Origin of the sequence: Bacteroides cellulolyticus (assembly GCF_025567135.1) — a bacterium.
Taxonomy (GTDB): Bacteria; Bacteroidota; Bacteroidia; order Bacteroidales; family Bacteroidaceae; genus Phocaeicola; species Phocaeicola cellulolyticus.
The window spans coordinates 67,950-89,145 of record NZ_JAOQJJ010000011.1 but is presented as its reverse complement, the minus strand read 5'-3'; the positions used below and the strand labels follow the sequence as shown (position 1 = coordinate 89,145).

Here is a 21,196-nt window from a genome sequence, read left to right as displayed (position 1 = left end):
ATTTGACGAGTTGACAAGGTTTCCGTTCCAAAGAAAAGACCTTGCCAACTCGTTTTATTATATACTCACTTTATTAAAGAAACCTGCTATGCGAAAGCCACTTACGAATACACAATGCGTCCTGCTCACACTATTTTGGGCAGCACTCTGTTTTGTAGTCATAACATCATCACCACGAATAGACGGACCGCTAATTGTAACTTTAATCATATCAGGAGCCTTGGTTTTCATACCGATAGGTAAGTCTATCAACAGCCGAAAGAAATAAGCATTTCAACACATTTTATGCAATAAAAGTATAAAAAAGATATTTTTCTTATTTTTTTTAATCAAAATGTTGCATAAACCAATTCTTTGATATATTTTTGCATCATCTACTAGAGAGATAAAAAACAACAAATAGTAACAACCAATTAATTTTAAGGTAAAGATTATGAATGCAGCTAAAGTTTTGGAGGATCTTAAGAGAAGATTTCCTAATGAACCTGAATACCATCAGGCAGTAGAAGAAGTTTTGGGAACAATCGAAGAAGAATACAACAAACACCCTGAATTCGACAAAGTAAACCTCATCGAACGTCTTTGTATTCCAGACAGAGTATATCAGTTCCGCGTAACATGGATGGACGATAAAGGCAACATCCAGACTAACATGGGTTATCGTGTTCAGCACAACAACGTTATCGGCCCTTACAAAGGCGGTATCCGTTTCCACTCTTCAGTAAATCTGTCAATCCTTAAGTTCCTTGCTTTCGAGCAGACATTCAAGAACTCACTTACTACACTTCCTATGGGTGGTGGTAAAGGTGGTTCAGACTTCTCTCCACGTGGAAAGTCAAACGCCGAAGTAATGCGTTTCTGCCAGGCATTCATGTTGGAATTATGGCGTCACATCGGTCCTGAAACAGACGTTCCTGCAGGTGATATAGGTGTAGGTGGTCGTGAAGTAGGCTACATGTTCGGTATGTACAAAAAATTGGCTCACGAATTCACTGGCGTACTTACAGGTAAAGGCCGCGAATTCGGTGGTTCGCTTATCCGTCCTGAAGCTACCGGTTACGGAAACATCTACTTCTTACAGGAAATGTTGAAGACACGCAATATTGACATTGCAGGCAAAACATGCCTTGTATCAGGTTCAGGAAACGTAGCACAATATACAGTTGAAAAACTTATCCAGTTGGGTGCTAAAGTCGTTACAATGTCCGATTCAGACGGTTACATCTACGATCCGGACGGTATCGACCGCGAAAAGCTCGACTACATCATGGAACTCAAGAACTTGTATCGTGGCCGTATCCGCGAATACGCAGAGAAATACGGATGTAAATACGTTGCAGGTGCACGTCCATGGAATGAAAAAGCTGACATCGCTCTTCCATCAGCTACTCAGAACGAAATCAACGGTGATGATGCCAAAGCTCTTATCGCAAACGGTGTATTCGCTGTATCAGAAGGTGCAAACATGCCTTCTACTCCAGAAGCAATCCGCGTATTCCAGGAAGCTAAGATTCTTTACGCTCCGGGTAAAGCAGCCAATGCAGGTGGTGTATCTGTATCAGGTCTTGAAATGACTCAGAACTCTATCAAGTTGAGCTGGAGTGCAGAAGAAGTTGACGAAAAGCTGAGAAGCATCATGAAGAACATCCACGAAGCTTGCGTACAGTACGGTACAGAACCAGACGGATATATCAACTACGTGAAGGGTGCTAACGTAGCCGGCTTCATGAAGGTTGCTAAAGCAATGATGGCTCAGGGTATTGTTTAATACCATGATATAAGAGTAGAAATAAAGTTTAAATATAAATTAGACCGTCTCATATCGAAAGATGTTGAGACGGTCTAATTTTTTATATATTCTCCATGTTAAACATTACAGAATAATTATCTATTAAAGTTGTAGTTTAATTGGTTTCCACTCACACATCCCCGTCTATAGTAGATATAAGAAACAAAAAAAGCAGGAATATTATTTCCTGCTTTTTTAATAATCCAATAAAGAGATATTATTCATAATCATATTCCAATGTAATGTCATCCAGCCACATCTTGCTGCTCGTACTACCCTGGAAAAAGTCTCCATAATAGCTGGCTGATGCCACTATCACGATTCTTGTCGTTACTCTATCTGTAGCTTTATAGTCTAGCTCTATTTCAAAAGGAATCAAGCCATCACCTTGCGTACTTTCATTTAAGATCATCTCACCATAAGCAAACACGTTAGATGCATTTTTATCAAACAGCTGACGATCCTTTTCTTTTGTTTTAATGATACAAGACCATTTGCTTCCATCATCATACGCTACTCCATCTCCATCAGTCAAAGCTACATAAACAGTACCTATATCATTCTGTCCATTGGCAATTTTATCACCTCCTTTATCTACTACACCACAGTTATATTTTATATAACCTTTCAATTTTGTTGGTCTTGAAATGAAAGGACGGCCAAAACCTAATATACCATCGGTACCTTCGGTCTTAAGATATTTTCCGGCAAAGACATTTCCTGCGGCGAATTTACCTATACTTCCTATTCCAACGAACTGAGAAGATAATAAAAGAGACTGATTCCCAGTATGTTTATAATCTGTATCAACTGTCGTTACATTCTTACCCATAGTTGAAGAACCTTTATTTCCGGTATCCCACCACATTTCCTGCCCTTCAGCATATAAATATAACGGACTTGTCCCAGAAGTATATTCAAAGCTATAATTCTCAGGCTGAAGTTCAGAACCTGTTGTAAACGTAACTTCTTCACTATATTCATCTCCAGAGAAAACACGACAAACATAAGTAGTATTTGCCTGCAAATGAACAACACGTGCAATAAACTTTCCTCCGTCGTGAGTCAACTCAGAATCTTCAACTTTAATCCAATCAGTATCTCCTTCCTTCTTGTACTCACATCCATTATTTTCTCCTTCTCTTCCAAATCCATCAATCCAAGCAACTTTGGTCCAAGCATCTACTCTATTAATTCCTACTTTTACATCTGTCAAATTAACATATAATGTCCATTCCTCATCTATGAAATCACTATATGCTACCCTCACCTTAGTCATGGCAAAGGCTCCTTTCTTTTCCCATTCAAGCGTAGGGATACCAGATGCTCCATTATACGTAGAACCCTCCGGGCCTAATTTCAAATCTGTAACTTCAATATTTCCCAATCCTTTCTCTTTGGGGATATTAACAGAAGCTTCACGTAATTCCTGATAAAAAATAGCACTACCTATCTGTCCGGCGACATTAAAGACACGTGATATATTCTGATTAGCCTCAATTGTCCATGTATAATCCTGATACAATGATAATGTAACATCATAAGGCGTTGTAAAATCAATAACAGAATCCTTAGCAATAGTCGCTGTTGCTCCTTCTGTAATTTCAAATGTATTTACCTTAACCTTCGCTTTATTTACAGTTTCTTCCAGCTCCACCGTCACTTTTCGTTCTTCATTAGAGATTATAGCATCTCCAACTTGTCCTTCTACTGTCATTCCAGTAATATAAAGTTTTACAGTAGGATAAGGCAAATCGTTCTTAATACAAGCAGGCAACAAACAAAGAATCAAAAGCAGTGCCAGCCTAACAGTTATATCTTTTATCATATTATTCTCCATCAGATACACACAGTTATACCAATGTTTATATTAAACAAATTAATTTTAAAGTTAGCTCCACTATTAGTTCGTTTACCTACCTCTCCAGAACTTTTCTTTTGTTTCTCCCAATTATATGTAAAACCAGCTACACCAAAAGAAACCTCTGCCCCGACATTTGGCATGATGAATATGGCAATTCCTGGATTAATACCTATATTCAATTGATTTATCGAGGTATCAGTATATTTTAAAGTTTCACCGCTTCCTTGTGAAAAACGAGTAGAACCCATACTATACCCTAATGTAGTCTCATTGAAAAGCCCAAACAGCCCCTTTGGATCAAGTCCTACATAAGAGCGATGAAAAAGACTAAATGAATATGCATCATCCGAATATTTAATATCCTTCAAAGAAATATCAAAATCTTCTACATTCAATGAAAAATTATTTATTCCTCCTGAAATACGCGAATATCCAAGTCTTAAACCTACAACTGTATTATCTTTTATTGAATAACCGACAAAAGGTTTTATAGATAAAGTACGCAGGTTTACATCAATATCCTTTAGGAGAGAAAACAAAAGTCTGCTGTTATCTGTCTCATAATTAAAAATAGAAACAGTTACACCACCAATCCATTTATGCTTCGGAATAAAACGATAATTAGTAATTCCACGATCATAACGTCCAACTGGTTTTGTATATATTATTTTCGATGAATCTACAGGCATTTCTGCTACCGATACAGGAACATACACAGTATCATGTACTACCACGTTTCTATATATCACAACAGTTGAATCCAAATCAAAAGAAACAGAATCCACTTCATGAGCTCTGATTTGTAAGCACCCTAAAAGTGAAAACAAACCCGCTATTATATATAACAATTTCACTTTCATATTACTTACAAATAAAATGCAATTCCCAAACCTATTGAGAACAAATTAATTTTAAAATTAGCTGTTGTAGATGACACTGTTCCAGTCTCAACCTGATTCGTAACTTGTTTAGTTTTACCTAAGTTTACACCTAGTACACCTATACTAACTTCTACAGCAGTATAATTGTTTATAAAAGCAACCATTCCCGGTGTAACCCCAAAAGACAAATCGGTAGATTCAGAATAAGTACCTGTTAATGCTTCTCCTCTTCCATTTGCGACTTTAGATTGACTTCCACCTATTTCAAGCTGAGTTTCACTAAAAATAGCAAAACGTTTACTTTCACCTAATGGAATATAATTACGGAAAATAGCCATTGCAGAATATGAATGTTTCAGCTGATATATATTGTTTACATCAAACTGATTCTCATCGTCTAGATTAAGTTGTGTCTCGTCCATACGGACTAAAGTTCTTCCATATTTAAAACGCCCTCCAATAGCCATATTATCTTTTAAGGCATAAGCAAACATTGGACTTACCTTAAACGTATAACCGTCAGCATTAATGTTCTCAAAAATCAAAAGATCATAATTATTTTCCGTATGTTCTGAATACGAAACAGAGCTTCCAGTAATCCATTGTCCTTTAGGCACAAAGACTTTGGGAGGAAGTTTCTTTTGATAAGAATCTTGCGCATACCCCACCATAGCAGTACACGCAAGATATAATATAAATAACAGTTTCTTCACAAATTTATCTAAGTTATTACTTATTCATAAATCAATTCCATATCATCAAGCCACATTTTACTTGTAGAACTTCCCTGATAATAATCACCATAACGGCTAGCAGCTGCTACAATAATAATAGACTTTGGTTTTCTATCATAGCCACCATAGTCCTCATAATTCAAAGGAATAGTTATTTCTTTCATACTGGTTTCAGTTTCAGCGCCGAAGTTCTCAGTAAAAATATGTTCTCCGTATGCTATAGTACCACTGTCATTCGGATCAAATAATGTAGGACCTTTTGTACGTACCACAACAGGCCATTCTGCACCATATTGGCTATCACTAGACTTCCATTCTCCAACTGCTACATAAATAATACCATTATCCGTAGAACCTTCCTCCAGATATCCAGGAAAATCAACAGGACCAGGCATATAACGTACCCACACTTTCAAAGCTTTAGGACGGCTTGTGCATGGACGTCCCCAACCCAGAATACCTTTTGTCAAATCTTCCGTTCCTAAAAATTTACCAGAGAAAAGGTTTCCTGCAGCAAAAGTATTCATTACATTATCTGATGCTAATTTCACAGAATATTCTCCACTATTTTTTATTGAAGAATCCTGAGTGGTTATATTTCTACCTGCAGTAGCAGAACCAGTATTTCCTGTATCCCACCACATTTCAGAATCTTCTTTATAGAAGAACAAACAATCTTTACTTCCCAACAATGTAGAAACTTTTAATACCTGAGTATATTCAAAACTTGCATTATCAGGTTGGAAAGCTGTTTCCGTAGTAAATTCACAAGTAACAGCCGATGCCTGTTCACCATCCATAGCCTGATACTCATATGTAGTACCAGGTGTCAAACCTGTAATTTCCTTACTAAATGAATTCTCAACCAAATCAGCTTCAACAATACTCCATTCAGCTGTATTCTTTGCTCTATAGCGGAATTTAGGAGTAGAAGCCAACGTACCGGTAACTGTTCCATGCAGTGTAGCTTTTGATGTCCATACTTCATACGGAATTGTTTCTCCAGTCACGACTGTAGCATTTGAGGCAATAATATTCCATATAACCACACGATTCTTTCCATTTGCATCAGTAGCTTCAATTGTAGTAGTCACACTCCCCTCGCTAGCTGTCATTTCTGCTATCAGTTTTTTAGCAAACAAGAATGTCCAAACATCTCCATTCAAAGATACCTTCGAATCAGTAACAGAAATTCCAAAATTCTTCATGTTTTCCTCATTACCTTCAAGCTTTAACATATCAAACTGGTTAGCGATACATCCCCATTCAGTAAAACGTTCGTTTCTAATAATCAAAGAGCTCAAAGATGATGATGTTGAAACCTGAAAATAAAAATCTTGTTGCGCATTTATCTCCAAATATACAGGCTGTTCAAGATTATAAACAGTTTCTTCTCCATCTTTACATACAATCACCGGTCGTTGTTTAAAAACAATGACATGTTCTTCTTCCTCCAAAGAAGTTTCATCCACCTTTATCTGTATAGAGGCACCACCCGTAGGATCCTGACTAACAGATGTATAACTATACTTCAAATTATAAAGTGTAGATGCTTTTAAATCGGATAATTCCATAGACTTTTCATATGGTTCTCCTGTCAATGTAGTTGCTTTAAATTTACAAGTCAACTTTCTGTTATCTTCAGGCAGACTGAAATATCCTTTAGCCTCTGGATTTGCTGATGAATAAACGAGTTCACCAGTAGCAGATGTAATAGTCACCTGACAATCCCCATCAAAAACTTCTTTAAGTGATTCATCCCAAGTTATAGCTATTACAGTATTTGCAATGCCACAATTTACTTCTACAGTACTGATTTCACCTTTTACAATTGAGAAATCCTTCTTCCCTTCGAAAAAACGTTTTTCAAATGAAGCTGCTAAAGAATCACCAGCTGTTACACGTACAGAATAATCACCACTCAATAAGGCTATTTCCGAAGGTACATTTTCCAAACCCTGGTATTTACGAAGCAATGCTTTTTCATTATAAATACGAATTTTGCAATTCTGTTCCAATATACTTTGGTCTTCACCAGATAATGTTCTGGAAACGACTTCCACTTTATCAGAGACTCCTACAGAAAGCTTCAAACTTCCCTCTGTTTCTGACAATACTACATCATTCTTACAAGAAGAAAGAGTAAATATTATACAACATAAAACAGATATAAATGATTTTATCTTTTTCATTTTACCACTCTTAACTTTAAAACTTTTGTTTCTTCCAAATCATTCTGATCTACTACACGAATCACAAAATTGTGATTACCTTCGAAACTAACTAATAGTCCTGTAAATGTAGAAATATCAAAAGTTGTATGCTTTTGACCTATTACATTTGCTCCTGTTGGAAATCCCAAGCCATTCAAACCTTCTTCCAAATCACCTGGATATGCCAAGTCAAAACTGTTCATCAAACCTACCTCTGTTACATCCAATGTCTCAGATTGAATTTCAACATAAAGATGTGCAATACCATTTTCAGCATTAATCTCTACTTTTAATGTTGAAGCTCCTTTTATGTCCAACACATCATTTTCTATATCAAAAGGATTTCCATTAAAATCAGATCCTATAATTGACGGAACATTCTGTTCTCCTCCTCCTTCACCAGGATCCTCACCACCTTCAGTAGGGAAATCATCAATACCAGGTTCTTCCCCAGGATTAGTTCCTACTACTTCATCAGACTCATTCATCGATGAATCTACATTGATAGCTACATTTAAAGTTCCATCACCCATTGAGCCATCACTAACAGGATCAAACTCATATTTTATAATGTTATGTACACCAACTCTTACTTGATCAATTCGTTTGCTATAATCTATTGTTTCTCCATCAATAGTACCTTTTAGAGTAACATTCAATGCTGCAGTCTCACCTTCCGGTGCAATAAGATATGCTTTACGTGTTTCTGCATAAGGTATATCCAAAGAATTTTCTCCGACAGAAATTGTAGTCACAACATCATTCCCCATCTTATCCTGAAACTCTTCATCATATACCACAGAGAATAGCATATTTGCCAGTTTGCAAGTAATAGCAGGTACATCTACCAACTCATTTTCTTTTATTTCACATGTAGCTGTTCCTTTATAAAAAGGAGCATCAAATCCATTTGATGGAGCTTCAGCAGATAATACTTCTATAGAATATGTTCCTACTGTCAATGACACAACCTCAGGCATTTCACTATACTTCCATTGCTCTACTTTTTGAGATTTAGAATCATAAATTGCAACCAAGAAATTACTTACATCTACAGTTTCATCTGCTCTAGAACCTACATATACAGTCTCTATATCTAAATCAACATCTGTTTTCAGAGAGGACAAATTCAAATTTCCTTTTGCTTCAGAGACATTCTCATCCATTGCTTCACTATGGCAAGCGCTGAAAACCAGCACACCGGCAAGCAGAGTAAAACAGATTAAAAATATTTTTTTCATATTATGTCAATATTTATTTATTCATAAATTAATTTCACATCATCCACAGTTAGAATACTTCCGATATGACGAGAATCACAATATCCCCACCATGCAATTTCACTTCCACCTATAGCTAATGTTTGAGGAGATTCTGCTGTAGAAGAAATAAATACAATGGTTATTTTTGTTGCCCTCTTTGTTAAATCTGTGTATGTAATTACAACATTGTTATCAGGATTTGTGAATGTAGGGGTTGCTGTATTTATTAAATACTCACCAGTTCCTATTTCAGTATCTCCATTATATACTTTTATATAAGCTTTAGCTGTTTCCGAAGCATATGGATAAAACTTATACGCAAATGTAAAACCATAAGGTCTACTATTAAAAGAATGCCCTAAATTCATACCGCTATTAATATCATACGTACCAATAAACAAATATCCAGCACTCCTTGTCTTACAACCATTTTGAGCACTACTTTGACTTGTCCAGTTATTCTTTCCCCAGCCTACAGTTGCAATCTCCATAGCTGTATTCCCTGAATTCGGTTTATCTAGCATTTCTTCAGTTATTTCAGCAATTCCAAAATCAGAAGCATTACCATATTGTTTAATATGCCAACTCGCAGTATGAGTTTCTGTAGCATTAGTAGGTATAACTCCGGCATAAGCCGCATAATACCATGAATAATCCCCCTTAGCTTGGGTTGTCAAAGCATTAGTTGTACTCCACCATTTATCAGCCTCAGAAGATATATATGGATAAAAAGAGTATATAGAAGTTCTACAAGTAGATGCATTTGCAAACCCAAACTTTTCCCACACTTTCTCTGAATACCAATCTTCAAATCCAGAATTTCCAACCTGAGCCTTTACTTCAGTTACAATATTTAACTCATTAGAAAAAGAAACAACTTCTCCACCACGTTTATACGCAGCACGCAATGTATATGAGACACCAGCATTTTCTGTTGCTCCTTCTCCCATACCTGTCAACAAGAACAATCCGGTATTAGAATCATACGACTGATTAGGCCATACTTTCCATTCTTCACCATCTTTATATTGTATTTCTACAGTAGAGGAAGATATTGTACGTGATGAACGCGCTTTGGCAGATGCAGTTACTTGCAAGTAAGCTTTTGTAGCCCATACATCCGCATCTCCATTCTTTAAAGACAAAGCAAGATCAGGATCTTCTACTTTAAACACATCTTCTATAGTTTTGACTCCATATTTAGCCTTGAACTTGACACCGTTCTCTGTATCAATCAAAGAGTTAGGATAAGTAAACGTAACAGTAAATTTATTAGCTTCCGCCCCAGATTGTATATTTACATTCTCCGCAGTAAACTCCTGATATACACCTAATCCCCAATAATAGAATTTAACCAAAGAAGGATCCCCCTCCAAAGTCAATTCAGCCGTCATATTGGTACTTCCATAAGGAACATATTCTGGCAAAGCAACAGCAAAACCATTATTACGAGTAGTAACACTCAACACCAAATCCTCTGACACCTTTGATATTATATCCGTAGCGCGAAGAGTAAATGTATGAATATCATTCTCTTCTGACATGCAATACAGATTAGGAATCACGTTCTTAAAATTAACCAATGCTATTTTATCGTGATTAGAACCCATACCTTTTGTTTCCAATCCTAATTCCGATAATTTCTGCGACTGTTCAGCCGTAAGATTCATCAAATCTACATTTTCAGGCCATCCTTCTTTTTTCAAAGACTCGGAAACAGTAATCAACTCACACTTCGCCAATCCTGATGGAGCATTAAGATATGCTTCTAGTCTATCAGAAACATTTCCACCTTCCACAATCTCAAATGACTCACCAGAATTAAATCCATAAGCAGTAAACGCTGGTGCAGGTGCATTCAAATTTTCATCCGAAATATTAATCTCTACATTCTGTTCAGAAGAAAGATCATCATTGAAAATAATTTTCAAAGAAGCCGAAGAAGCATCGACATCCATTGTCAAATGATAATCATGTTTTACTTCAGCATTAAAATTCTTAGGATTAAGAGTTATAGCTTGTGAAATTCCTGGTCGTGCGACAACCAAATAAAGTTCCAAATCGCCAGGTACAAAATAAGCCCCACGAGTCTCATCTGAAGCATATGTCACTTTATTACCTCTTGAAGAATTTATATATGCACTATAAGAAGTAAAATACGATTTAAAATCATCAGAATAAGATACCGAAACTTTCGCTTTGTTAATAGTACACATTACAGACGCTTCTGCAGTTTCATCCTTTACTACTTCTACAGTTGTACTCCCCAAATAACTTAATGCATCAAAACCCTCAGCATTTGCATCTCCATAAGAAGCTGTAACATTATACGAACCAATTTCTACTGATACAGGTTGAAATTTTTCAAAACGGTCCCATGAATTAGCGACTTCCCCATCAACCGACTCTATTTTCAAAGCAAAATCAGATACATCAGGAGAAGCTATTTCTTCACCACCTCTAGATGCATCATTCGACAAACTTTTGTCAGAATTGATATTCACATCAATACGTCCTTGAAACGAATTTTGTGAGTCATCTTTTGAACATGATGACACCATCAAAAGCACGAAGGACAACAATCCATAATAAACTTTTTTCATTTTTCTACCTTTCAAAATAGGAAATTAGAATTATTTCACGCTGCAAAATAACTGCTTTTTAGCATATCCTGCAAGGTCTATTCTTGATATTTTTGTCCTATTCTTAATATAAGCCTTTATTACATCATCCATAATCAGTATAATCTTAATATTTTATAGACTTTTATTAATATATTCATTGGTCTATACTTCAAATTAATTACTTTTGTGCATAAACGTAAACTATACTACAATGGACAATACAATACCTAAATTCGATCTGCCTGAGGACTGGTTGTCGGGTACAGACATAAGTAAAGAACTGCTGGGGATGTACAAAAACTATCCCGTCCGTCTGAAATGTGAAATCATTGCACTATGTATGGATGGAGAGATTGAAGCATCTGTCAACCTGAACCACCTCACTGTAAGGAAAAACGATATAATAACACTGATGCCTGGTTCCATCTTTCAGATTAACGACCTGAAAGGAGACTTGAAAATATATTTCTTAGGTTTCTCGTCAAGATATATAGAAAAAAACGACAAATCGAAAATTCTGCTTGATGCTATCTACTCCACCTTGGGAAAGCCCAAATTATCACTGTCTGACGAGGGTGCCGTGATGACAGAAAAGTATTACAACCTTATGATAGATGTATATGAACACTTCGATGAAAAAATAAGGATGGAAATCGCGGACAATATTTTCACCGACGTACACAAGGGCATCTCATTAATATATAAGAAGAAATCGGTAAAGGATGACATAGCCTCATCAAAAAGCGAACAGCTGTGCAAGGGATTCACACAACTAGTGATGCAGCACTACAACGACAACAGGAATGTGGCATGGTATGCCGAGAAATTGGGGATTACACATGCTCATCTTTGTTCAATAGTAAAACAAGCCACAGGAAAAACTTGTGCGGACATAATATCATCGATGGTGATAATGGACGCAAAATCGCAATTGAAATCTACGCAACAAAGCATTCAGGCAATATCGGATTCTCTGAATTTTGCCAATATGTCGTTCTTCGGAAAGTACTTCAAACGACACGTTGGAATGAGTCCTTTGGAGTACAGAAATAAGGGGTAAAAAAACGAGCGTACGTTTCACTTTAAACGTGCGCCCATTTCACTTTAAACGTGCGTCCGTTTCACCTTAAATGAACGCCCGTTTTTTTTAAACGTATCAAAGCCTTATTTCAAAGCCTGAAACTGCTCTATCAACGAAGTTAGGTTTGCCGTGAAAAGTCTGGCAGAAATAGCCAGTAGAATTATACCGAAGAACTTGCGGATTACATATATTCCGCCCTTTCCAAGGAAACGTTCTATCACGTCAGTCAGCTTCAAAACTATAAATACCCACACCATATTAAGTGTCAGTGCCAATACTATATTAATAGGGGCATATTCGGCACGTAATGAAAGCAGCGTTGTGAACGCTCCGGCTCCTGCCAACAGCGGGAACACCAAAGGAACGAGGGTAGCTTCCTTTATAGGCCCCGTGTTCTTGAATATCTCCACATCCAGAATCATCTCAAGCGACATCATAAAAATAACGAAGGCACCGGCTACGGCAAAGGAAGCAATGTCAACCTGAAAAAGTTTAAGCATCATATCGCCGGCATAAAAGAAACCTATCAGCAGGGCAAAAGCTATCAGCGTAGCCTTCATGGCATTTACAGGCCTACCCTTCTGCTTCAAATCCAAAATGATTGGAATAGAACCAATTATATCTATCACGGCAAACAACACTATGAATGCACTGAGAAACTGCTGAACATCGAACGCCCCCAAAAAAGGAACCGATGCAGGCTGGATAAATAACGTTTTCATTTTGATGATATATTTTTTACATTACAAAAATACATAAAAAATCATTATTCATACACATTAAGGAAAAAAATACTAAAATCAATATACACACTGATGTAGTGATACAAAATAAATTGTTAACTTTGTATGTTAAAATAAAGATTTACGCTCAATAAATTTAACGGATTATGAAGGTTTCGATGTACGATACACTACTGGAGCTGCCACTGTTCCAGGGATTGACTAAAGAAAATATAACCAGCATCATAGAAAAAGTGAAAATGGGATTTCATAAATATGAAGCCAAACAGAACATCGTTTCGCAGGATGACAGATGCAACAGCCTGATTTTCATACTTGAAGGCAAGGTTGCCGTCACAACAAACGATCCGATACACAACTTCAAGATTGTGGAAGAGGTACAGGCTCCATACATAATAGAACCACAGTCACTATTCGGGATGCGCACAAAATATAATGCATCGTACACTGCAACCGGGGATGTAGATACTCTGAACATTGACAAAAGCTACATTCTGACAAATCTGTGCAAATACGAAATTTTCAACCTGAACTATCTGAACATACTGAGCAACAGGGCACAGACTGCGAACAACAAGCTGTGGAACTCGCACATAGGATGTACCAAAGAAAAGCTTATGAACTTCTTCGCGCTGAGATGTGTGATTCCATACGGAAAGAAAACACTGTTCATCACGATGGAAGATCTGGCTTCACTGATAGACGACACAAGAATAAACGTATCCAGAGCCCTGAACGAATTTCAGGAAAAAGGGATACTAACATTGGGAAGAAAGAAAATAACCATAGAGGACTTGGCTAAACTTACCGAGGAGGTGAAGAATTAATTTTCGAGTTGTCAGTTCTTAGTTGTTAGTTTTTAGAAATATCAAAATATATAAATATGACAAATCCATTTTTACAACCATATAACACACCGCACGATACCACTCCTTTCGACAGAATTAAAATTTCGGACTACGAACCTGCCATAAGGGAAGGCATGAGAGTGGAAGACGAAGAGATAAAGGCAATTACCGAAAATACGGAAGAGCCGGACTTCGGAAACACAATATTGGCACTGGAACATTCGGGAAAACTTCTGGACAAGGTAACTACAGTGTTCTTCAATCTGATGAGTGCCGAAACCAACGACGAGCTCGATGCCATAGCGGAAAAACTGATGCCTGAACTGACCGAACACAGCAATAATATCAGTCTGAATCCGGTATTGTTCGAAAAGGTGAAAAAAGTGTATGAAAAGAAAGACAGTCTGGAGCTGACCGCAGAAGAGAACAGATTGCTTGAAAAGACATACGACGGATTTATCAGAAACGGCGCCAACCTGAACGATGATGACAAGGAGACTTTCAGAAAGTTGTCTGCCGAGCTGAGTACGCTTACGCTGAAATTCTCGCAGAACCACCTGAAGGAAACCAATAAATTCGAACTGCACATCACAGACAAGAACGATCTGGAAGGACTGCCTGAAAGCGCTGTGGAAGCTGCCGAACATACAGCAAAAGGTAAAGACAAGGAAGGATGGGTATTCACTCTGCAGGCTCCTAGCTATGTGCCGTTCATGAAATACAGCAACCGCCGTGAACTGAGAAAGCAGATGTATATGGCATACAATACACAGTGTACACACAATGACGAATGGAACAATATCGAAATTGTGAAACAATTGGTAAACAAGCGTATGGAAATTGCTCAACTGCTGGGATTCGAGACATATGCAGACTATGTATTGAAAAAAAGAATGGCAGAAAACAGTGAGAATGTTTACAGACTCCTGAACGACCTGCTGGAAGCATACTCCCCTACCGCACATAAGGAGATAGAAGAGATAGAACAGTTGGCAAAGGAAACCGAAGGAGACGGTTTCACACTTATGCCGTGGGATTTCTCTTTCTATGCCGAGAAGCTGAAAAGCCGCAAATACAGCCTTGACGAAGAGGCGTTGAGACCATACTTCGAACTTGAAAAGGTGAAAGAAGGCGTATTCGGACTTGCCACAAGACTATACGGAATAACATTCCGTGAGAACAAGGATATACCGGTGTATCACCCTGACGTAAAGGCTTTCGAAGTGTTTGATGCCGACGGAAGCTTCCTGGCTGTGCTCTACACCGACTTCCATCCAAGGGAAGGCAAGCGTTCCGGGGCATGGATGACTAGCTACAAGGAGCAGTGGATAGAAGATGACGGAACGAACAGCCGCCCGCATGTTTCGGTTACGATGAATTTCACAAAACCTATAGCCGAAAAGCCTGCCCTGCTCACATTCTCGGAAGTAAACACATTCCTGCATGAATTCGGTCATGCGCTGCACGGAATGTTTGCCAACACACGATTCCAATGTATGAGCGGAACCAACGTGTATTGGGACTTCGTGGAACTTCCATCACAGATTATGGAGAACTTTGCGGTGGAAAAGGAATTCCTGAACACATTTGCCAGACATTATATCACCGGTGAAGCTATTCCAGAGAGCCTCATCAAGAGTATCATAGATTCGCAGAATTTCAACGTGGCATATGCATGTCTGCGACAGTTGAGTTTCGGATTTCTGGATATGGCATGGTACACAAGAAAAGAAGCATTCGACGGCGACGTGAAGGAATATGAAAAGAAGGCATGGGAAAAAACACAGCTTCTTCCGCAGGTAGATGACACATGTATGAGTGTACAGTTCGGACACATCATGTCCGGAGGATATTCTGCCGGGTACTATAGCTACAAATGGGCTGAAGTGCTTGATGCGGACGCATTCTCAGTATTCAAGGAAAAAGGTATATTCAACCGCGAAGTCGCACAGTCTTTCAGAGACAATATACTGTCGAAAGGCGGAACAGAGCATCCTATGACACTGTACAAACGTTTCCGCGGACAGGAACCGGGTATTGAGGCTTTACTTAGAAGAAATGGAATAAAATAAGAGAGTAAAGTTAATTTCAAATACGTCACCCCAAGTAAAAAATGACATCACCCCCAGAACAGACAATATTCACCCCCAGTCATCAATATCTTCACCCCAAGTTACACCACAAGAAAAAGTATTTGATTTCTGTAACACCCCAAGAAGTATTAGTGAAATAGCAAAAATGCTAGGAGTGAATGACAAAAAATGGGTAAGAAAGAAATATATTACACCTTTTATTGGAATTACACTTGAACCAACAATTCCAGACAAGCCCAATAGCAGAAATCAAAAATACAAAACAATAAAAAAGAAATTATAATTGTAGAGATACCTTGTATTTTGCCAAACAAATGAATTTGGCTACTTTTGCAACAACAGTTTTAACAGCAAACACAAAAAAAATTTATAACAATGAAAAAGATAATAAAGTATATACTAGCAATGATGGTACTACCACTAGTACTATGCGGATGCAACCAAGAGGATGATGTATTCGAAATCTTTGCAAACGATAAGACATGGCATTGGAGTGGTTCATATACCACAACCAATTGGAAAGACGATAATAACTATAAACTTAATTTAAATATTGACGATTTGAGTCAAATCAACAAAAAGACAGATTATTACAATATTATATTTGAAGAAAACGGTAATGTTTCCGGTAAAGGTGAAAATTTCACGTTTAAAGGAACATGGAATGCTATGAGCAAAGATAAAAGCTTCTATATAAACATACAGACCCAAGGTAATATTTCCGGTCTGGATAAAACTTTTTATGATGCCATAAAATCTGCTAATTTTTATAGAGGAGATTCTAAATGTATAAAATTATTCAATTCAAATAAATCAGAATACATACAATTTTATCCCTTAGGTTCTTTAAATCAATAATTATGGAACAGGAAAACAAACAAGAAATATTAGACAAAAGATATATGCGCATGGCGCGCATATGGGCTGAAAACTCATACTGCAAACGCCGTCAGGTGGGAGCCCTTATAGTGAAAGACAAGATGATAATATCAGACGGTTATAACGGTACACCATCAGGATTCAGCAACGTATGCGAAGACGAAGAGGGACTAACAATCCCTTATGTACTGCATGCTGAAGCTAACGCAATAACAAAAATTGCGCGCTCAAACAACAGCAGTGAAGGAGCAACAATGTACGTAACCACATCACCTTGTATAGAATGTGCAAAACTTATCATACAGGCAGGTATAAAAAGACTGGTGTATGGAGAGAAATATCGTCTGGAAGACGGACTAAACCTACTAAGAAAAGCCGGTATTGAGGTAGTCTATCTGGAAAACGAATAACAAACTGTATAACATAAAATCTATATATATGGACAATAAGTATAAACGTTTCATGCCGATATTGCTTGCCGTAGGCATAGTGATTGGTATAGCAATAGGTGTGTTTTACACCAATCTTTATTCAGGAAACAAGCTTGGAGTAATAAAGGGGTCGTCAAACAAAATCAACGCTCTTCTGAGAATTGTAAACGATTCGTATGTTGACACCGTCAACATGGAAGACATGGTGGAAAAAACAATGCCTCTGATTCTGTCGGAACTGGATCCTCATTCATCGTATATACCGGCACAAAAGCTGGAGGAAGTAAATTCTGAACTGAGAGGACATTTCAGCGGTATAGGTATTCAGTTCACGATTAAGGACGATACAATTCACGTAAACAGTGTAATACCAGGAGGCCCTTCGGAAAAAGTGGGACTTATGGCGGGCGACCGTATCATTGAGGTTGACGACTCGGCTTTCGTAGGAAAGAAAGTAACCAACAGCGAAGCCATGAAAAGGCTGAAAGGAGAAAAGGGAAGTAAAGTGAAACTGGGTATTTTCCGTCCCGGTGAGACTGAGACCCTGTATTTCACTATTATAAGAGGTGATATTCCTGTCAAGAGCGTTGACGCGGCATATATGATTGACGGCAAGTGGGGATTCGTAAAAGTAAACAAATTTGGCGAAACCACTTATCCTGAACTGCTTTTTGCACTTGCAAAATTGAATCAGGAGAATATGCAGGGACTTATAGTTGACCTGCGCGGAAATACAGGTGGATATATGGCGGCTGCCATACAGATGGTGAACGAATTCCTTCCGGCAAACAAACTTATAGTATATACTGAAGGTAGAAAATATCCAAGAGAGAACTATACTTCAAACGGAACAGGAAGCAGCCAGTCACTGCCAATCATAGTTCTGGTAGATGAAGGTTCGGCATCTGCCAGCGAGATTTTTGCGGGAGCGATACAGGACAACGACAGAGGTACTATCATCGGACGACGCTCATTCGGAAAAGGACTTGTACAGCAGCCTATAGAGTTCAACGACGGTTCTGCCATCAGACTGACAATCGCCAGATATCACACTCCATCGGGAAGATGTATCCAGAAACCGTACGAGCAAGGAAACGGTGCTGAATACGAAATGGACCTGTTGACAAGATATGAGCATGGCGAGTTCTTCTCGGCAGACAGCATCAAGCAGAATGAGAAGGAAATCTACTATACCGGAATTGGCAGAAAGGTTTACGGCGGAGGAGGAATAATGCCTGACATTTTCGTTCCGCACGACACTTTGGGCATGACATCTTATTTCAGAATGGCTGCCAACAGAGGTCTTATCATAAGATATGCTTTCGACTATACAGACCAGAACAGAAGCAAACTGATGGAGTATAAAACAGGAGACGAGCTGTGCGACTATATCAAGACACAGAATCTGCTGGTGAAATTCTCAAAATGGGCTGAGAAGAAAGGCTTGAAGAGAAGAAACAACATGCTGATTACATCGAAAGAATTGTTCGAAACAAGTATATACGGCAACATTATTTACAACATGTTGGGTATAGAAGAATACATCAAATATCTGAACAAGTCAGACAATACGGTTCTGAAAGCTGTTGAGGTATTGGAGAAAGGCGAGTCTGTGCCTAAAGCGCCTGAAATGACAGACGAGGGAACTACTGATAAAGAAGCTGCCTGATGGAAACAAAGGATGAAATAAGAAAACGCATTGCCGAAAAGAAAAAAGAATTTTCGGAAAGTGAACTGAAAGCATTATCTTCCACAATAATGGAAAAGCTGGAAGATAATGTTGTCCTGAAATGCGCAAAGACGGTACTGCTGTACCATTCGCTTCCGGACGAGGTTTTCACCCACGATTTTGTTGAGAAATGGAGCAAGGAGAAAACTATCCTGCTGCCGGTAGTAAAAGGTGATGAACTTGAAATAAGAGTTTATGCCGGCAGCGAATGTATGCAGAAAGGCAGTTTCAATATTGACGAACCGCAGGGCGAAGCCTATAACGACCTGATATCGATTGATGCGGCAGTAATACCGGGAGTTTCATTCGACAGGCACGGCAACAGGCTTGGCAGAGGAAAAGGTTTTTATGACCGTTTCCTGAAAAAGCTTAACACTTTCAAGATTGGAGTGTGTTTCGGCTTTCAGTTAAGCGAAGAAATTCCACACAGCGAACATGACGTCGCGATGGACGAAGTGTGGACAGAAGATGGATATATCAGCAAAAAATGATATTGGTAATAACCTGGGCTCCTACGCGGGAGTTCAGGTTTTTTATTAATAACTCACGCCCCATCTGGAGTTCCTGACGTATGACAGACGACGAGAGCTGCACGTATAAGGTCTGGTTCTTTATATATATGTTGGTGGTATGTCTGAATATTGCAGGACCTACAACATCTTTCCACGAATCGATAAGTCGATATTGGTTAAGGGGGGTCTCCAGCCCTTCCTGACGTAAAAGCTGCATTATCACATCACCCAGTTTTTCTGTATTATTCCGTTTCATCCGACATTTCCTTTCTTTCTGTTATATTTCCATTTTCCACTTCAAACAGTTTATAGTCGCCGTCTATCTTCTTTAGAATCTTGTCCAGATGGTCGCGATTGGTGTCAGTAACGAATATCTGGCCGAAACTGTCGCCTGCCACAAGTTTTACTATCTGCTCTACCCTATGCGCATCGAGCTTGTCGAATATATCGTCAAGCAGCACTATAGGAGTTGTACGGCTTCCTGTACGTTTCAGGAACTCAAACTGAGCCAGTTTCAATGCTATCAGATATGTCTTATTCTGCCCTTGCGAACCTTCGCGCTTTATAGGAAAATCACCTAATTTCATTATCAGATCGTCCTTATGTATCCCTTTCAGGGAGTATCCCATAATCAAGTCTCTCTGACGGCTGCCACGGATTATCTCCAGCAGATTTCCTTGCGAAGCGTGCGACTCGTACTCAAGACTTACTGTTTCCATATCCTCGGATATGAAGGAATAATACGACTGAAACACTTTGATAAACTCGTCGATAAACTGACGGCGTTTCTTATATACAACCTCGCCGGACGAGGCCATCATCTCTTCCCAAACGTTCATCAGTTCCGGTTCAGGCTCCACTTCCGATTTAAGCAATGTATTACGTTGGAGCATGGCCTTATTGTATCGTATAAGCGCATCCAGATACTCACGGTCGAACTGGGAGATAACGACATCGATAAACCGGCGGCGTTCTTCGCTTCCTCCTGATATCAGTACTGAATCGGATGGAGAAACCATTACAAGAGGAATGAGGCCGATATGGTCTGAAAGTCGGGTATATTCCTTTTTATTGCGCTTGAACTGTTTTTTCTGCTTTCGTTTGAGTCCGCAATATACTTCTTCCGGCTCACCGTTGTCAGTCTGATAGAAGCCTTGCACCACAAAAAAATCACGGTCGTGAAATATATTCTGCGTATCAATGGGATTTGTAGCGCTCTTGCAGAATGAAAGGTAATATACGGCATCCATAAGGTTGGTCTTTCCCATACCGTTACGGCCTATAATACAGTTCATTTTGGGAGAAAATGACAGCTCTGCCTGTTCTATGTTCTTGTAATTTAATATGGAGATGCGTTTAAGCCACATAATTAAGTCATGTTTTAGCCACAAAATTAACAATAAAAGCATGATTGGTAAAAAAAGATGCCGACAAATTTCGTTTATAAACATAAATAAATTACTTTTGCTGTCCGAAATACACATTAGAAATAATAATAAAAAATAATATAACA

19 protein-coding genes are annotated in these 21,196 nt (G+C 38.4%); 9 read left to right on the top strand and 10 right to left on the bottom strand.

The window, feature by feature from the left end:
• Positions 1-57: 57 nt before the first annotated feature.
• Positions 58-210, bottom strand: coding sequence for a hypothetical protein (locus tag OCV82_RS15205; protein ID WP_394802658.1), 153 nt, complete (start codon positions 208-210; stop codon positions 58-60).
• Positions 211-433: 223 nt separating this feature from the next.
• On the opposite strand from OCV82_RS15205, the gene OCV82_RS10730 reads away from it, so the two are divergent.
• Positions 434-1,768 carry an NADP-specific glutamate dehydrogenase gene (locus OCV82_RS10730; RefSeq protein ID WP_154044376.1) on the top strand — a complete coding sequence of 445 codons (1,335 nt, stop codon included), beginning with the start codon at positions 434-436 and terminating at the stop codon, positions 1,766-1,768.
• Between the two features lie 238 nt (positions 1,769-2,006).
• Here OCV82_RS10730 and OCV82_RS10725 read toward each other — a convergent pair whose 3' ends face one another.
• Genes OCV82_RS10725 through OCV82_RS10700 form a run of 6 tightly spaced genes read right to left on the bottom strand, consistent with a single transcriptional unit; the run spans position 2,007 to position 11,346 of the window.
• Positions 2,007-3,617 (bottom strand): PCMD domain-containing protein, encoded by a 1,611-nt coding sequence (locus OCV82_RS10725; RefSeq protein ID WP_154044375.1) that lies wholly within the window; start codon positions 3,615-3,617, stop codon positions 2,007-2,009.
• A gap of 11 nt (positions 3,618-3,628) precedes the next feature.
• Positions 3,629-4,513 carry a hypothetical protein gene (locus OCV82_RS10720; RefSeq protein WP_154044374.1) on the bottom strand — a complete coding sequence of 295 codons (885 nt, stop codon included), beginning with the start codon at positions 4,511-4,513 and terminating at the stop codon, positions 3,629-3,631.
• Between the two features lie 5 nt (positions 4,514-4,518).
• Positions 4,519-5,247 carry a hypothetical protein gene (locus OCV82_RS10715; RefSeq protein WP_394802657.1) on the bottom strand — a complete coding sequence of 243 codons (729 nt, stop codon included), beginning with the start codon at positions 5,245-5,247 and terminating at the stop codon, positions 4,519-4,521.
• A gap of 20 nt (positions 5,248-5,267) precedes the next feature.
• A complete protein-coding gene (locus tag OCV82_RS10710; protein ID WP_154044373.1) occupies positions 5,268-7,460 on the bottom strand; it encodes a DUF4493 domain-containing protein in 2,193 nt (730 codons plus the stop codon).
• Positions 7,457-8,722, bottom strand: coding sequence for a DUF4493 domain-containing protein (locus OCV82_RS10705; RefSeq protein ID WP_154044372.1), 1,266 nt, complete (start codon positions 8,720-8,722; stop codon positions 7,457-7,459). Before OCV82_RS10705 ends, OCV82_RS10710 begins: the two co-directional genes overlap by 4 nt.
• Positions 8,723-8,739: 17 nt before the next feature.
• Positions 8,740-11,346 carry a DUF4493 domain-containing protein gene (locus OCV82_RS10700; RefSeq protein ID WP_154044371.1) on the bottom strand — a complete coding sequence of 869 codons (2,607 nt, stop codon included), beginning with the start codon at positions 11,344-11,346 and terminating at the stop codon, positions 8,740-8,742.
• Positions 11,347-11,578: 232 nt separating this feature from the next.
• On the opposite strand from OCV82_RS10700, the gene OCV82_RS10695 reads away from it, so the two are divergent.
• Entirely contained in the window at positions 11,579-12,427 is an 849-nt protein-coding gene (locus OCV82_RS10695) for a helix-turn-helix domain-containing protein (protein ID WP_154044370.1), read from the top strand.
• A gap of 104 nt (positions 12,428-12,531) precedes the next feature.
• Here the strand turns inward: OCV82_RS10695 and OCV82_RS10690 are convergent, their stop codons facing one another.
• Complete coding sequence (locus OCV82_RS10690) at positions 12,532-13,170, bottom strand: MarC family protein (RefSeq protein WP_154044369.1); 639 nt, start codon at positions 13,168-13,170, stop codon at positions 12,532-12,534.
• Positions 13,171-13,337: 167 nt separating this feature from the next.
• Here OCV82_RS10690 and OCV82_RS10685 point away from each other — a divergent pair, with 167 nt between their 5' ends.
• From OCV82_RS10685 to OCV82_RS10660, 7 genes are all read left to right on the top strand, one after another.
• Entirely contained in the window at positions 13,338-14,018 is a 681-nt protein-coding gene (locus tag OCV82_RS10685; RefSeq protein WP_154044368.1) for a Crp/Fnr family transcriptional regulator, read from the top strand.
• Positions 14,019-14,074: 56 nt separating this feature from the next.
• Positions 14,075-16,111: a M3 family metallopeptidase gene (locus tag OCV82_RS10680; protein WP_154044367.1), complete on the top strand. Its 2,037-nt coding sequence runs from the start codon at positions 14,075-14,077 to the stop codon at positions 16,109-16,111.
• 13 nt (positions 16,112-16,124) lie between these two features.
• Complete coding sequence (locus OCV82_RS15200) at positions 16,125-16,415, top strand: Fic family protein (RefSeq protein ID WP_353880951.1); 291 nt, start codon at positions 16,125-16,127, stop codon at positions 16,413-16,415.
• Between the two features lie 92 nt (positions 16,416-16,507).
• Positions 16,508-16,990 (top strand): DUF4847 family protein, encoded by a 483-nt coding sequence (locus OCV82_RS10675; RefSeq protein ID WP_154044366.1) that lies wholly within the window; start codon positions 16,508-16,510, stop codon positions 16,988-16,990.
• A 2-nt stretch (positions 16,991-16,992) separates the two neighbouring features.
• Complete coding sequence (locus OCV82_RS10670; RefSeq protein ID WP_154044365.1) at positions 16,993-17,421, top strand: deoxycytidylate deaminase; 429 nt, start codon at positions 16,993-16,995, stop codon at positions 17,419-17,421.
• Between the two features lie 28 nt (positions 17,422-17,449).
• Positions 17,450-19,111, top strand: coding sequence for a S41 family peptidase (locus OCV82_RS10665; protein ID WP_262543511.1), 1,662 nt, complete (start codon positions 17,450-17,452; stop codon positions 19,109-19,111).
• Positions 19,111-19,662, top strand: a complete 552-nt coding sequence (locus tag OCV82_RS10660) for a 5-formyltetrahydrofolate cyclo-ligase (RefSeq protein WP_154044364.1) — start codon at positions 19,111-19,113, stop codon at positions 19,660-19,662. Before OCV82_RS10665 ends, OCV82_RS10660 begins: the two co-directional genes overlap by 1 nt.
• Here the strand turns inward: OCV82_RS10660 and OCV82_RS10655 are convergent.
• Positions 19,649-19,939, bottom strand: coding sequence for a DUF721 domain-containing protein (locus OCV82_RS10655; RefSeq protein ID WP_154044363.1), 291 nt, complete (start codon positions 19,937-19,939; stop codon positions 19,649-19,651). The genes OCV82_RS10660 and OCV82_RS10655 overlap by 14 nt on opposite strands.
• Positions 19,926-21,050, bottom strand: a complete 1,125-nt coding sequence (gene recF / locus OCV82_RS10650) for a DNA replication/repair protein RecF (RefSeq protein ID WP_154044362.1) — start codon at positions 21,048-21,050, stop codon at positions 19,926-19,928. Before recF ends, OCV82_RS10655 begins: the two co-directional genes overlap by 14 nt.
• Positions 21,051-21,196: the final 146 nt, after the last annotated feature.

Excerpts from the sequence above, each read along its gene's own strand:
- OCV82_RS10675 (WP_154044366.1), top strand. The coding sequence starts at position 16,508 with ATGAAAAAGATAATAAAGTATATACTAGCAATGATGGTACTACCACTA.
- OCV82_RS10710 (WP_154044373.1), bottom strand. The coding sequence starts at position 7,460 with ATGAAAAAGATAAAATCATTTATATCTGTTTTATGTTGTATAATATTT.
- OCV82_RS10670 (WP_154044365.1), top strand. The coding sequence starts at position 16,993 with ATGGAACAGGAAAACAAACAAGAAATATTAGACAAAAGATATATGCGC.
- recF (WP_154044362.1), bottom strand. The coding sequence starts at position 21,050 with ATGTGGCTTAAACGCATCTCCATATTAAATTACAAGAACATAGAACAG.
- OCV82_RS10655 (WP_154044363.1), bottom strand. The coding sequence starts at position 19,939 with ATGAAACGGAATAATACAGAAAAACTGGGTGATGTGATAATGCAGCTT.
- OCV82_RS10705 (WP_154044372.1), bottom strand. The coding sequence starts at position 8,722 with ATGAAAAAAATATTTTTAATCTGTTTTACTCTGCTTGCCGGTGTGCTG.
- OCV82_RS15205 (WP_394802658.1), bottom strand. The coding sequence starts at position 210 with ATGATTAAAGTTACAATTAGCGGTCCGTCTATTCGTGGTGATGATGTT.
- OCV82_RS10725 (WP_154044375.1), bottom strand. The coding sequence starts at position 3,617 with ATGATAAAAGATATAACTGTTAGGCTGGCACTGCTTTTGATTCTTTGT.
- OCV82_RS10685 (WP_154044368.1), top strand. The coding sequence starts at position 13,338 with ATGAAGGTTTCGATGTACGATACACTACTGGAGCTGCCACTGTTCCAG.
- OCV82_RS10665 (WP_262543511.1), top strand. The coding sequence starts at position 17,450 with ATGGACAATAAGTATAAACGTTTCATGCCGATATTGCTTGCCGTAGGC.
- OCV82_RS10720 (WP_154044374.1), bottom strand. The coding sequence starts at position 4,513 with ATGAAAGTGAAATTGTTATATATAATAGCGGGTTTGTTTTCACTTTTA.
- OCV82_RS10730 (WP_154044376.1), top strand. The coding sequence starts at position 434 with ATGAATGCAGCTAAAGTTTTGGAGGATCTTAAGAGAAGATTTCCTAAT.
- OCV82_RS10695 (WP_154044370.1), top strand. The coding sequence starts at position 11,579 with ATGGACAATACAATACCTAAATTCGATCTGCCTGAGGACTGGTTGTCG.
- OCV82_RS10690 (WP_154044369.1), bottom strand. The coding sequence starts at position 13,170 with ATGAAAACGTTATTTATCCAGCCTGCATCGGTTCCTTTTTTGGGGGCG.
- OCV82_RS10660 (WP_154044364.1), top strand. The coding sequence starts at position 19,111 with ATGGAAACAAAGGATGAAATAAGAAAACGCATTGCCGAAAAGAAAAAA.
- OCV82_RS10700 (WP_154044371.1), bottom strand. The coding sequence starts at position 11,346 with ATGAAAAAAGTTTATTATGGATTGTTGTCCTTCGTGCTTTTGATGGTG.
- OCV82_RS10680 (WP_154044367.1), top strand. The coding sequence starts at position 14,075 with ATGACAAATCCATTTTTACAACCATATAACACACCGCACGATACCACT.